The 14030-nt window shown below is 36.9% G+C and carries 14 protein-coding genes; 10 read left to right on the top strand and 4 right to left on the bottom strand.

Translation table 11 applies throughout. The features are described from left to right. The first annotated feature begins 185 nt into the window (after window positions 1-185). The 5 genes from ACSBFT_RS03610 to ACSBFT_RS03590 all read left to right on the top strand — a co-directional run bounded on the left by ACSBFT_RS03610 (window position 186) and on the right by ACSBFT_RS03590 (window position 4031). A complete protein-coding gene (locus tag ACSBFT_RS03610; RefSeq protein ID WP_489603522.1) occupies window positions 186-1790 on the top strand; it encodes a M12 family metallo-peptidase in 1605 nt (534 codons plus the stop codon). 2 nt (window positions 1791-1792) lie between these two features. Next, window positions 1793-2242 (top strand): hypothetical protein, encoded by a 450-nt coding sequence (locus tag ACSBFT_RS03605; protein ID WP_489603521.1) that lies wholly within the window; start codon window positions 1793-1795, stop codon window positions 2240-2242. 96 nt (window positions 2243-2338) lie between these two features. Beyond that, window positions 2339-2785, top strand: coding sequence for a hypothetical protein (locus ACSBFT_RS03600; RefSeq protein WP_489603519.1), 447 nt, complete (start codon window positions 2339-2341; stop codon window positions 2783-2785). A gap of 123 nt (window positions 2786-2908) precedes the next feature. Then, window positions 2909-3775 (top strand): sulfate/molybdate ABC transporter ATP-binding protein, encoded by an 867-nt coding sequence (locus ACSBFT_RS03595; RefSeq protein WP_489603517.1) that lies wholly within the window; start codon window positions 2909-2911, stop codon window positions 3773-3775. Window positions 3776-3863: 88 nt separating this feature from the next. Beyond that, window positions 3864-4031, top strand: a complete 168-nt coding sequence (locus ACSBFT_RS03590) for a hypothetical protein (RefSeq protein WP_463048770.1) — start codon at window positions 3864-3866, stop codon at window positions 4029-4031. 240 nt (window positions 4032-4271) lie between these two features. Here ACSBFT_RS03590 and ACSBFT_RS03585 read toward each other — a convergent pair whose 3' ends face one another. After that, complete coding sequence (locus ACSBFT_RS03585; RefSeq protein WP_489603515.1) at window positions 4272-5171, bottom strand: sugar phosphate isomerase/epimerase family protein; 900 nt, start codon at window positions 5169-5171, stop codon at window positions 4272-4274. A 148-nt stretch (window positions 5172-5319) separates the two neighbouring features. Between ACSBFT_RS03585 and ACSBFT_RS03580 the strand changes: the two genes are divergently transcribed. Further along, complete coding sequence (locus ACSBFT_RS03580; RefSeq protein WP_489603514.1) at window positions 5320-6366, top strand: 6-bladed beta-propeller; 1047 nt, start codon at window positions 5320-5322, stop codon at window positions 6364-6366. Between the two features lie 53 nt (window positions 6367-6419). Here ACSBFT_RS03580 and ACSBFT_RS03575 read toward each other — a convergent pair whose 3' ends face one another. From ACSBFT_RS03575 to ACSBFT_RS03565, 3 genes are all read right to left on the bottom strand, one after another. After that, entirely contained in the window at window positions 6420-7163 is a 744-nt protein-coding gene (locus ACSBFT_RS03575; RefSeq protein ID WP_489603512.1) for an SDR family NAD(P)-dependent oxidoreductase, read from the bottom strand. A gap of 73 nt (window positions 7164-7236) precedes the next feature. Then, window positions 7237-7596: a gliding motility protein GldC gene (gene gldC / locus ACSBFT_RS03570; RefSeq protein WP_463048767.1), complete on the bottom strand. Its 360-nt coding sequence runs from the start codon at window positions 7594-7596 to the stop codon at window positions 7237-7239. 125 nt (window positions 7597-7721) lie between these two features. Beyond that, window positions 7722-8447: a DUF4197 domain-containing protein gene (locus ACSBFT_RS03565; protein WP_489603510.1), complete on the bottom strand. Its 726-nt coding sequence runs from the start codon at window positions 8445-8447 to the stop codon at window positions 7722-7724. Between the two features lie 132 nt (window positions 8448-8579). On the opposite strand from ACSBFT_RS03565, the gene ACSBFT_RS03560 reads away from it, so the two are divergent. The 4 genes from ACSBFT_RS03560 to ACSBFT_RS03545 are packed head-to-tail and all read left to right on the top strand — an operon-like array spanning window position 8580 to window position 13526. Further along, on the top strand, window positions 8580-9833 hold the full coding sequence (locus ACSBFT_RS03560) for a competence/damage-inducible protein A (protein ID WP_489603508.1): 1254 nt from the start codon (window positions 8580-8582) through the stop codon (window positions 9831-9833). A gap of 13 nt (window positions 9834-9846) precedes the next feature. After that, window positions 9847-11085 (top strand): dihydrolipoamide acetyltransferase family protein, encoded by a 1239-nt coding sequence (locus tag ACSBFT_RS03555; RefSeq protein ID WP_489603507.1) that lies wholly within the window; start codon window positions 9847-9849, stop codon window positions 11083-11085. 5 nt (window positions 11086-11090) lie between these two features. Then, entirely contained in the window at window positions 11091-12521 is a 1431-nt protein-coding gene (locus tag ACSBFT_RS03550) for an MBOAT family O-acyltransferase (protein WP_489603505.1), read from the top strand. Beyond that, window positions 12522-13526 (top strand): hypothetical protein, encoded by a 1005-nt coding sequence (locus ACSBFT_RS03545; protein WP_489603503.1) that lies wholly within the window; start codon window positions 12522-12524, stop codon window positions 13524-13526. Window positions 13527-14030: the final 504 nt, after the last annotated feature.

The raw sequence follows: 14030 nt of genomic DNA, 5'->3' as shown, positions 1-14030 counted from the left end.
GTTTACATAAAATTAATCTAAACTTTAGTTTTATAAATGTTACTTTTTTTATCTTCGTGGAACATTAAACACATTACAACTATGCAAAAATCTACTTTCTTTTTTCTTTTTTCTTTTTAATAAACATTTGTCGAGGTCAATCGATTCAACTAGTAAAATCTTTTGATGTTCCTCCTCAAAAAGCTTTGAATATCGAACTTAGCAACTATGATCTGGCTGAACCCAATCCTGTTTATGAGCAAGTAGAGGGTCAACAAACAGTTGTTTTAAATCTTGACAATTTAGAATTTAAAGAACTAAGCGGTGAGCTTCGATTTAGAAGAATAGAACTATTTGAGAAAGAAGCTATCACTTCCAACCCTAAGCTTGCCAATTCACAAATATTCCAGTCTAATGAGAATGGTTATCGAGCCTGTTTAACAATATTTGAAAATTACGTTCATCTTTACATTCAAAAAGGTGAAGCTGAGTTTTTTGTAGTAACTGATGCTTTTTTTGTTACAGAGAAAAACATGAAAGGATTTTTAGTTAAATATAAAAGTTCTGATAACCCATTACCATCTAGTAAAGTCTGCGGTATTTCTGACAAACAGTTAGAATCTTTAAAAACACAATCGCTACGTCAAGTTAACTCTACTAGTTATAATGGTTGCAGAAAGACGAAAATTGCCTGTGAACTTGGCAATGATTGGTATAATCAATGGGGCTTTTTTTCTTACATTAATGTGAGTGCAATCATGAATAATGTGCATTCATACTTTTATAATCAATTAAATATTACAGTTACAGTTTCATATATGTATGAGTGGGACACGACGGATCCCTATTCTTCTTCTACTGATAGTCAGACGTTGGTAGGAGAATTTAGAGATTATTGGAATAGCAATAATACAAGCGTTTCAAGAGATGCGGCTATACTTTTTACTTATAGAACTTTTACGGGGAATATTGGTGGCCAAACATATGATGTTTCTTCGCATCTTTGTCATCCATCTGATGCTTATGCAGTTATAGGAGCAAATGGTTCTTCCTTTAATTCCTATTATTCATGGATAACCGGCCATGAATTAGGACATCTAGCAGGGGCAGAACACGATTCAAGTTCAGCTAACATTATGTGGAATGGTGCTGGTAGTATTCCAAATACCACTTTTTTATCATCCACAAAGAGTGAAATTTGGGATTATTTATACAGCTCAGCTGATAAAACATGCCTTATAACTGGGGATATTCAAATGATATATGGCGGTAGCAACATTCAGCCATATAATCCCAATTATGTTTGTACAAATAATAGTTCGGTTCTTGTAGCTCCTGGAAATCATAACCTTACATGGTCGTTGACAGGCAATACTTCAGGAGCCTATTATTCTTTCACATCAGGAACAGGTGCCACGGTTCAGAACGGAGGAAGCGTTGGCTCTTTTACGGTTAAAGTAGATAAATCTAATGATTGTGGGACCATCGCAAGATATTACCCATTTAATGTATCAAACTGTTTTGCTTATTCCTATTATCCCAATCAAACTTCAACTTTTTTAAATATTGCGTTTGAAAGTATTGAATTCCAATATTTGCCTGATGATATATTTGTTGTGGATGAAAAAGGGAATCGTCTCCTAGAAGTGAAACCCAAGGACATTCTTGACAACAGGAAAAACCAAATGATAAACGAAATAATTAAACTAGATTTTTCTTCTCTTAAAGATGGAATTTATTACCTCAAAGTATATTATGCCTCAAAGGAAGATAATCAAACTGACACTCATAGAATTCTTAAAATCCAATAATTATGAAAAAGAGAACACTAATTTATCTTATCCTTTTTAATACCATTTTGCTTAACAGTTGTAAAGAAGAAGTTAACAGGGAAATAACCTTAGAAGAAAAAGTTCTATCTAGACTACAAAACGATTGTGATGTGTATAAGAATTTTGTTCCCGAAGATGTAGGGTATATTTGGGAATTTAACAATGCTGAGTTTACGGTATCTCCTTGGCTTGAGTGGGCTAGTCCAGAAGATTTTGGCGGCCCATATCTAAAATATAAAGAAGGAGAGGCTTCTTCAGAACAGTTCATGGTTTCTTTAACAAGTTGTTATTTAAAAGATTCCACCTTTGCTTTGAATGAAAAATATCTCATTTCGGGCTATGGAATACTACATATCCAAGAGCCCAATTCAGGAATCAAAGAATACAGGTCTGGAATACTTATCTTAGACAGTATAAAAAAAATAGAGTAAGATTAACGGAACACATCCCATAACCTTAATTGGATGAAGTAACAGACAGGAAGCTAATCAAACTGACACTCATAGAATTCTTAAAATCCAATAATTATGAAAAATAGAGTACTAATTTATCTTATCCTTTCTAATACCCTACTTCTTAATAGTTGTAAAGAAGAAGTTAACAGGGAAATAACCTTAGAAGAGCAAGTTCTTACTAGAATTCAAAACGATTGCGGCTTCTATCATGACTTTGAGCCGGAGGATGTTGGTCATATTTCAGAATTCAAGAATTCTGTTTTTACCGTTTCACCTTTCATTGAGGGGAATAGTGTTGACCACTTTGGTTTGTATCTAAAACTTCTAGGAGAAGGTGGCATTTCTGTGGCATTCTCTGCTTCTGTAGCAAGCTGTTATCTAAAAGAAACCACATTTGCACTAAACGAAAAATACCTTATTTCCGGCTATGGAATACCCTATATCTATAAACCCAGTGAAGGGTCTCCTGAAACCGGGTCTGGATTTCTTATAGTAGACAATATTGAAAAAATAGAATAATACTTAACACTGTATCTCATTAATCCAGTCAGCATAGCTATATTAGTTCTTTTCAAACAGAAGCCATTGGCTTCTGTTTGGCTTTAAAAGCATTGGTACAAACTGGACATGTTAAAACAAAGCATGATTAAGATTAATATAAAAAAGAGTTTTGACAGCGACCTAAGCCTTAATTTGAATTTAGAAATCAACAAAGGCGATTTTATCACGCTTTTTGGAGCATCTGGGGCAGGAAAAACTACTACCTTAAAAATCATTAGCGGTTTACTCAAACCTGACTCAGGTCAAATTGTGGTTAATGATTCCATTTGGTTTGACTCTGAAAATAAAGTCAACTTCCCTACCCAGAAACGCAGTATCGGTTACGTTTTTCAAGACTTTGCTTTGTTCCCCAATATGACCGTTAGGGGAAATTTAGAATTTTCCCTTCTAAAAAATCAAGATAATAGTATAATTAATGAGCTCATAGAACTTACCGAATTAGAGAACTTACAAAACAGAAAACCGGACACCCTATCTGGTGGGCAAAAACAAAGAGTGGCATTGGCTAGGGCATTGGTACAGCAACCTGAAATACTCCTTTTAGATGAACCTCTTTCTGCCTTAGACAATCAAATGAGGCAGAAGCTTCAAGCCTACATTTTAAAACTGCATAAAAAGTATAAGTTGACCACTATCTTGGTCAGTCATGACATAGGTGAAATAGTAAAACTCTCCGACCAGATATTTGAAATAGAAGATGGTAAAATATCCAAAAAAGGAAATGTAAAAGAGTTTTTTGGACTGAATAAAACAAGTGCCAAATTTAGGTTTAGCGGTGAGATTATTGAGATTCAAAAGGAAGACGTCATCTATATTGTATCCATTTTGATAGGAAATGACCTCGTCAAAATAGTGGCAGACCAAAACGAAATAGAAAATTTAAAGAAAGGAGATAAGGTCTTTGTAGCTTCCAAAGCCTTTAACCCTATCATTCAGAAGGTCTCATAAAACCAGGCAGTTCTTATAATTATTTCAATATTTTGTTTTATATATCCAATATTATTCGTAGTTTAATACCACTAAACTATAATGAAATATGGAATCAAAACTTACCATCGGAAACATTTTTGCTTTCATTGGCTTTGTTTGTGCTGTTTTAGGTCTTCTATTATATCAAGGAAATAAAATAGCTCAGTTTTCAATTTTAGCAGTAGGGGTTATTATCGCTCTTTTCGGTTTTCTATTGTCAAAGAGCAAAAGCTAGTTTAAGTTAAATCCCCTTTTTGAAAGCAAAAAGCCTCGGCCTCGGCCGAGGTTTTTCTTTATATATCACCCAAAAAAATGGCTTCTACTAAAGTCAATTTTCATACTTGAAATAATATAATGAGCGTTTCAAATTGCAATAAATAAGGCGGCTGAACGCGAAAAAACAAGCATTGGTTATAAGAGATTTTACTGACCGATTCCTATGACTCTTAGCATATCAAAATTCATTACTTAAGCTTTATTTGAAACAGCTTTTTAACGCTGCCAAACCTTTTTGATGTGCATTAATCCCATTCATTTCCTCCGAACTTTCTTTCTCAACACACTGCTCCAAAACAATATGAGGATTCATCTTATTAGCTTTTAGAAAAGCAGCCACCCTAGCATAATCGATATCGCCCTCAGGGCTAAAAGTCTCAGTCCATACGCCATTTTCCGATTGCCGAACGTGAAGCTCTATTATGCTATCTTTATACATTTTCAATATATCGAAAACTGCCAATTCAGAATTATGAGAACCTCTAAAAATCCAATGAAGGTCCAAGCAGAAACCCACATTTTCAGAGGAAGTGTTCTGCAACATATGATGAATCTCTTTCGCACCAGCCAGCATTTCAGTACTATGTGTATGATACTCCAGCTTTATACCCAATTTTCTTAAAGACGCCCCCAAACTGTTCAAAGCTTCCAGTTGACGTTTTAACTGCTCATCAGACTTAAACGCCTCTTTATTCCAGTCTATAGGATTGGGATTGGTCACTATTATTTTAGTACCATAACTTCTAGCAGCTTTTGCTAGCTCTAAAATAGCATTAATGGAATGCTCTGTTTGACCCTCTACATGTAAAATACTATTGGCATATATAGAAGGCATTTTAATTTGATGTTGTTTTAATATAGGCACTAACTTCTTAACCATATCAGGATTTGTGAAGCTGTACTCTATACTCTTGAAACCCGACTTTGAAAATTCAGCTATGTCAAAAGCTAAATCATCACCCCAAACTTTCCCCTCTCTTTTAAAAAAAGTATGCCAATTATATGAACTGCATGAAAAAGATGCGGCTTCATTATTCCATGACAAATTATGAGAGACGGCCAAGGCAGGCACCCCAGCTAAAAATGTTCTTCTTTTCATTATAATTAGCGTTGAATGTAATAATATTAGTTAGAAACAAGCATTAATTCAGGATTTAAAAAGTTCATATCAGTGTAAAATTGACCTGTAATCGAAAGCAATTTGAGCTAAAAATGTTAATTTTAAAACTTATTCAACCATTCAAATAATGACATATCTAAGCAGAAGAAACGCCCTTAAACTTACTGGTGTATCATTTCTATCACTTGCAGCCCTTAGCATCGCTTTTGGAAGAGAAGACGAAGTCCTCATAGGGCATGGAGACTTTAAGTACAAAGTGAAAATGGGCTGGGGAATGTTAGACGCAGAAAAAAATCCCGTTAACGACTGCCATGAAATGGTAGAAGACAGCTCTGGCAGATTAATTCTACTCACCAATGAGACCAAAAACAACGTTCTCATTTACAGCAAAAATGGTAAACTCCTAGACTCATGGGGACACACATTCCCTGGTGCTCACGGCTTAACAATAGCTGGAGAAGGTAAAGATCAATTTTTAATGATATGCGACAATAGCCGTCATCAGGTTATAAAGACAGATTTAAAGGGTAATGAAATTTTCAAGATTGAATACCCTAAAGAAACTGGCGAATACGAATATCCAACGCAGTTTGTCCCTACAGAAACTGCAGTAGATAGCAAAACTGGAGAAATATATGTAGTAGACGGTTACGGACTAAACTTCGTAATAGTCTACGACCAAAACGGTAAATATCTTAGACACTGGGGAGGAAAAGGAGAAGGAAATTATCAATACAAGTGTAATCATGGCGTGCTGATAGACGAAAGAAAAGGCAGAGAAAGAAGTCTTTTGATTACTTCTAGACAAGAAAACTGCTGGAAGAGATACACCATGGATGGCAAGTTTATAGAAAGAATAGAAATGCCAGGAAGTTTTATTTGTAGACCAGTACAAAGAGGTGAAAATCTATACGGAGCCGTTTTCCGTTCAGGACTAGAGTCCAATGAATATTCGGGATACGTGCAGATAATAGATAAAAACAACAAAGTAGTCAGTACTCCAGGAGGAAGCCAACCTATTTATAGTAATGGCGTTTTAGCTCCGCAAAAAAAGGAAGACCCTGCCAATGTCTTCATGCATCCGCATGACGTATATGTAGATTCTGATGAAAACATTTATGTACCACAGTGGGCATCCAAGAAAACTTATCCTATAAAATTGGAACGGGTTTAATCTTGATTTAACTAGAATAAATAGCGTGGAGAATAAAGTCCTTCGCGTTATTTTTATTTTCTATAAACCGTCGTAGGTGCCGCTTGAGCTTTAGCGTAAATGGTCATATCTGCTATGGTGACGTGGTCTGGTACAGAGATAGCATAAGCGATGGCGTCCGCAATATCCTCTGCCACTAAGGGTTCAAAACCCGCGTAAACACCCTTTGCTTTTTCCTTATCTCCTTTAAAACGAACTTCAGAAAATTCTGTTTCTACTGCTCCTGGGGCAATGTTCGTTACTTTAATACCATGCTGTGTGTGGTCTAAACGTATACCTTCCGAGATGGCTTCTACTGCTTTTTTGCTGGCACAGTAAACGGTTCCATTGGCGTAAGTTTGCTTTCCAGCCACCGAACTCAGGTTCACCACATGTCCACCACCACGAGAAATCATACCCGGTAAAACGGCTTTGGTCACATATAAAAGACCTGTAACATTACTATCCATCATGGCGTCCCAGTCTGCCAATGCACCTTCGGCGATAGAGCCATGTCCATGAGCATTGCCGGCATTGTTAACCAAAATGTCAATATTCTTAAATGCTTCTGGTAAGGATGTTATAGCATCAAATACAGCATCCTTATCACTCACATCAAATGTTAAAATGGTACTTTTCACATTCAAAGCAGCTTGAAGTTCTTGCAGCTTTTCTTTTCTTCTTCCACAAAGAACCAATTGAATATTTAGTTTCGCCAAAGCCACCGCTGTAGCTTTTCCTATGCCCGATGAGGCACCTGTAATAAGAGCTGTTTTCATGTTAAAGTCGTTTTAATATGATTAGAAACAAAAAATCCAAGATTCTTACAGAACCTTGGATTTTAAAAGAAGATTATTGCTGCTGCTGCTGGCTTTGTTCTAGTTTAGCCTGCTCTTCCAAATGTTTGGTAATTCCTTTTCCTGCCGTGTTAAGAAGTTCAATAACCTTTGGGTCGTTGGTACTGTCTTTTATCATTTGAGCCAAATTACCTATTAAGTCTACCGTAAAATGATTCATCTCATCCACAGGCATGTCTTTGGTCCAAAGATTTATACCTAAAAGACCTTTATGGTATTGATCCCAAACCCCCACACAAATGGCTTTGGTTTCGTTTATTCCTTCATTTGGATTTTCTGTTGCATCCCAAAAGATTTTTTCTGGAATCCTATTTGCGTCTAATTCTACGGTAATATTAATTTCTGATTTCGTCATCTCAGCAGATTATTTTTTTTGCAAAGGTAATTTTTTGAATTTAGTGGATGACTAGATTCTCCACTTTTTCCGTCAAAACATATCCATTCAAAAAATAGTTTGGGCAAAGTCTAATAAATCAGAGTCTAAAGATTACTGCCAAAAACTCTTTTCAATAAATCAGATGTTCTCGCCATAGGGTCTTTTCTTATTTTAGCTTCCTCTTCTGCTATCATGATAAACAAACCATCAATGGCTTTTTGCGTAGCATAACCCACTAAATCTGGATCCACTTTCTTCGTGAAAGGAATTTGATTATAAGTAGTCGCTAGGTCTGTATAGTTTTTTGTTGCTCCCGTTTTTGACAAAGCTTTCTCTACCACTGGAGAAAATAATTTAATTAATTCTGGCGAGGTCGTTCTTGTCAAATATTGCGTAGCTGCATCTTGCTCGCCTTTAAGAATACTCATGGCATCTGTAATGGTCATTTGCTTAATAGCACTCACAAATATCGGTTTCGCCTCTTTGGCAGCCTCTTCTGCTCCCTGATTAAGAGTCATGACAAACTTGTCTACCTCGTTTCCAAGTCCTATCTTACGTAAAGCAGTTTCTACTCTTTGCACATCTTCTGGAAAAGGAATTTTTATTTTGGCATTACCCAAGTATCCATTTTCTTTTGACACGGCATCTGCTCCTATAGAGGCTCCCTTTACCAAAGCTTCTTTCAAACCAGCCGCAATGTCGCCACTACTTAATGCACCTCCTCCACTGCTACCTAAAACGGCTTCGGCCACTTTGCCTAGGTTAATGCCTTGTGCACATGAATTGAGAAAAAATGTGGAGAGAAGAAGTGCTATAAATACTTTTTTCATTTTTGAAATATTGGTTTAATAAGAAGTGTTAATTGGAAAATTGACCGATTTTCGGGAAATTTGACCCAATTTAGTAACGCAAAAATAGTTAGGGTATTCTTTTGACCAAGCCCAATTAATATTAATAAATCTATGAAGCATATCAATGCTGAAGTAATTACCATTGGAGATGAGATTTTATACGGTCAAATTACAGATACTAATAGTCAGTGGATAAGTGCTGAATTGGATAAAATAGGCATCAAAACTGTTCGTAAAACTAGCATAGGAGACCAAAAAGAAGAAATCTTGGGGATTCTTAAGGAAGCCCAAGAAAGAGCGGACATCCTTATTTTCACAGGCGGACTAGGTCCTACCAAAGACGATATTACCAAGAAAACCTTAGCGGAGTTTTTTAACGACATATTAGAAATCAACCCAATTGCTTTAGAAAATGTTAGAGAGATTTTTGAAAGCAGAGGTTTTGAATTGACAGACTTAAACAGACTGCAAGCAGAAATCCCTACCAAAGCTACTTATTTAAACAACGCCGTGGGTACCGCCCCAGGTATGTGGTTTGATGAAGGCGGTAAGATCATTATCTCCATGCCTGGCGTGCCTTTTGAAATGAAATATATCATGGAGCATGAAGTGCTACCAAGATTAAGAAAGCATTTTAAAACGCCGTTTATCCTTCATAAAATAATCAGAACCGTGGGCATTGGCGAATCTTTCTTAGCGGCCAAAATAGAAAGTTGGGAAGATGCATTACCGCCGCATATAAAACTTGCCTATTTGCCAAGCATGGGTCAGGTGCGTTTGAGATTGACCGGAACGGGAGATAATAAAGAGAAACTACTTGCGGAAATAGATGCGGAAGCCGAAAAAGTATATCCAACATTAGACAAAAACCTCTTCAGTAAGGATAATGAAGAATTAGAATTGGTATTAGCCAAAATGCTTTTAGCAGAAAACGCTACATTAGCCACCGCCGAAAGTTGCACAGGTGGTTATCTGGCTCATAGCATTACGGCTAATGCTGGTAGCTCGGCATACTATTTGGGTTCTGTAATCTCATATTCCAATCAGGCCAAAATGGATTTATTAGGAGTACTTGAGGAAACGCTAACCAAGCATGGTGCCGTATCTGAAGAAACCGTTATCCAGATGGCGGAAGGTGCAAGAAAAGCTTTAAAAAGCACCTACGCTTTAGCAACGAGTGGCGTAGCAGGTCCTGGAGGAGGAACACCAGAAAAGCCTGTAGGCACCATTTGGCTGGCAGTGGCTGGCCCTGACAAAACCGTGGCAAAGAAAATATTGACGAGTAAAACGCGTATAGTCAATATTGAATACAGCAGTAAGGCTGCATTGGATTTATTGAGAAAAATGATTTTAAAGGAAATTTGATTTAAACACTTCAATGGCAGAAATAAAAATGAATTTGCCCTCCATGGGCGAAAGTATCTTTGAATGTACCGTACTTAATTGGTTGGTAAAAGAAGGAGATACAGTGGTGGTAGATGATATGATTCTTGAAGTGGCCACAGATAAAATAGACACAGAAATAGGTTCTACCCATGCCGGTAAAATTGTTAAGTTTCTGGTTCAGCCAGGAGAGGTTGCGGCCATAGGTAAACCTTACTGTTTGATAGAAATAGAAGGCGACGAGGAATCAGCGGATGAAGAGTTGATTGCTGAAGAATTGTCTCAGGAAATTAACGAGATTAAAAATAAAGTTACTGAGCCTCAAAAAGTAACCGAAAGCGATAGATTCTACTCTCCTTTAGTCCTAAGTATTGCTAAAGAAGAAGGTATTGGTAAAAGTGAGCTAGAGCAAATGGATGGCTCTGGAATGCAAGGTAGAGTAACCAAGGATGATATTTTAGCCTACATCAAAAAAGGTAAACAAGGGAACACTTTCAAACTATTAAAAGCTGAGTTTACGGCAGGAGAAGATACCATTATAGAAATGGATAGGCTTCGAATGATGATTTCTGACCGCATGATCAGCTCTAAAAGAGTAGCCGCTCACGTAGCCTCTTTTCAGGAGACCGACATGACCGCCATTGTAAAGTGGAGAGACAGAAATAAAGATGCTTTTTTCAATAAACATGGCGAAAAAATAACCTTCACGCCTATTTTAATAGAAGCTGTAGCCAAAGCCATAAGAACTTTCCCGATGATTAATATTCAGGTTGATGTACCTAGAATTATCAAAAAAGGAGATATCAATATAGGTATGGCAGTGGCCCTGCCAGATGGTAATTTAATAGTACCCGTAATTCATCACGCCGACCAATACGACCTTCCAGAATTGGCAAAGAAAGTGAACGATATGGCTATGAGAGCCAGAAGCAACAAGCTTAAACCAGACGAGCTCATGGGTGGCACTTACACCATTAGTAATATTGGGATGTTTGGAAATATGGCCGGCACGCCTATTATTATGCAGCCACAGGTAGCTATTATGGCGTTTGGCACCATAGCCAAAAGAGCGTCGGTCATTGAAACACCAGAGGGAGACTTGATAGGGGTACGTCAAAAAATGATTATTTCGCATTCTTATGATCACCGCGTTGTAGATGGTTCTTTAGGAGGTTTGTTTGTAAAGCAAGTCTCTGATAATCTTGAGAATTTTGACATCCACAGAGTAATTTAAGAAGCATGGTTTTTAACTCCTTCGCGTTTCTTATATTCTTTCCATTGGTAACGCTGCTTTATTTTTGGCTGCCTCATAAATACAGGTGGTGGCTTTTGCTGGCGTCTAGCTGTTTTTTCTACGCATGGTTTAAGGTATCCTATCTTTTGATATTGGTCTTTACCATTATCGTAGATTATTTTGCAGGTTTATGGATTGAACAGTCTGAAGGAAAAAGGCGAAAATGGGCACTTATTATTTCTATTATCGCCAATGTTGGCGTTTTAGCAGTTTTTAAATACGCCAATTTCATGATTGGTTCGGCCAATGCCGTGCTTTTTAAAATGGGTCAAGAGCCCTACAGTCTTTTGGACATTCTTCTGCCCATAGGTCTGAGTTTTCATACATTCCAGGCCATGAGTTATACCATTGAGGTTTACAGAGGTAGAGTGCCTGCTGAGCATAATATTTTTAGATATGCTCTTTACGTGATGTTTTACCCTCAGCTGGTAGCTGGACCTATTGAGCGTCCACAAAACGTTATTTACCAGTTTTACGAAAAACACAAATTCGATTTTCAAAGGGTAGTGAGTGGATTAAGACTTATGCTCTGGGGAATGTTTAAAAAAGTGGTGATTGCAGACCGTCTCGCTGTCTTTGTGGATATGGTTTATGACAACCCTCACGAGTACACTGGATTACCCATTATCGTTGCCACTGTGTTTTTTGGGATACAAATATTCTGCGATTTCTCTGGTTATACAGATATAGGCTTAGGTGCTGCCAGAGTCATGGGATTTGACCTCATGAAAAACTTCGACAGACCTTACTTCTCAAAGAATATTTCAGAGTTTTGGAGAAGGTGGCACATCTCTTTGTCTTCCTGGTTTAAAGACTACGTTTACATTCCTTTGGGTGGAAACAGAGTTTCTAGCTTCAGAAAATACTTTAACCTTTTTTTGGTCTTTATGATTAGTGGACTGTGGCATGGTGCCAGTTGGAATTTTGTCATTTGGGGTTCTTTACATGGTGTTTATCAGATAGTTGGAAGATTTACAGGAGGTCTTCAAAACAAGGTGATAGGCCTTCTCAAAAATCCTATTTTGGAGAAAATGGTACATGCCAGCATTGTTTTCTTTTTGGTAAGTATTGCTTGGGTTTTCTTTAGAGCTCGCCAGTTGAGCGACTCCCTCTATTTGCTAAAAAACATGGCTGCCAAGTCAAGTCATTCTGTTTCTGAGGTTATCACTTTAATAGGTCAGCAAAACCTTATCGTAGCTATTTTGGCGGTAGCCTTAATGGAAAGAGTGCACTGGATGCAAAGAACAGTTGACATCGCTCAGTGGTTTGATGCCAAACCAAAATGGCAAAGATGGAGTGGTTATTACCTTGTTTTAGGGGCTATATTATTCTTTGCTGTTTACTCAAATACACAGTTCATATACTTTCAATTCTAGATGGATCAAAGAAAACAATTTCTGACTTTTTTAAAGAAACTACTGGTTTTCGGCAGTCCGATTATTCTTTTGGTGGCTTCCTACTTTGTATTTGACCCTTTTCACGTCATAAGAAAATATGATGCTTATCCAGATAACTATCTTGAAAGCTATAACAGAAACCGTATTAGCACTCAGATATTCCTAAATAACAATCCTGCACAGCGTTACGAATCTTTCATTTTTGGCAGTTCAAAAAGCAGTGTTTTTTATACCAAAGATTGGGGCAAATATGTGGACGACAAAACCGCTTATCATTTTGATGCCTCTAATGAGGTTATCTCCGGAATAGCCAGTAAAATCAAGTTTATAGATGAGCAGGGCAACGACCTAAAACATGCTCTGATAGTTTTTGATGGCGAAACTTTTAATTATTCGGTAGACACCGCAAACTCTATTATTCATATTCAGGATTACCAGTGGAGTGGACAGAACCCCGTCCTTTATCACCTTGTGTTTTTCAAAGCATTTTTTAAAGATATGTACTTCGTCAAATTCTTCGACAAACTTATTTTCAAAAAATACAGACCTTATATGTACGGAGCTTTTGAAAACAAACACATGCTTTATACGCCTATTCATAACGACTTTATTTTCCAAGGATATATTGATCAAATCAAACAAGATTCTTTAGCATATTATGACCGTGACATTTTTTATGAAAGAAGTAAAGAAGAACTCACAGCCAGTGCCGGTATTAAACCCTATCAGGTCGATTATTTGAGAGAAATGAAGGCCATTTTTGATAAACATAATACAAACTATAAGATAGTTTTTGGACCAAATTACGACCAGAAAAAGGTCAATTCAGAAGATTTGGCTATTGTTAATGAGATTTTTGGGAACACGAATATTTATGATTTCACCGGTCAAAATGAATTGACAAATCCACTACCCAATTATTACGAAATCTACCATTACAAACCTACAGTGGCGAGAAAGGTGATGGAGGAAATTTACAGATAAAGTTTGAAGAATTTTTTTTTCATCTTTTTTACCTGAATGGCAAAAAAACTTCCAAACTAAAATTTAGAAGTTCTCATAAACGCAAATAAAACTGCTATTCCTATTTTACCCCTTGGCCTAAGAGAGCACATTTCTACAGAATAGTTTCATAACATTTTAAACCCAGATTATGCGTTGAGGAATCGTTATGAGAAGTTAAAGTGCAATAAATCAGACAATTAAATGGAATTAGCATAGCACGGTTATGGTGATTTCCTTTAATTGGATTTACGTACTGATTTGAAGCAATTTAGCTACGGTCCCGATAAAATCGGGAGATTACCTAATGCATAAAAATGTAAAAGCCCTAGCAGGGCGAAATGTGAATAGCAACAAACTTCATTTAGCAATGACAAGCCCCTGCGGGGCGACATATTTCTAGTTCATGATTACCAAGTCCCGTAGAAACCATATATCGGCAAAAAAATACATCCAAAAAACTTATAAAATCCCCTAAGGATAAGA

The organism is Arcticibacterium sp. SM2516 (assembly GCF_057914865.1).
Note: the sequence above shows the minus strand (reverse complement) of the source record. Positions and strands in the feature narration are given on the sequence as shown.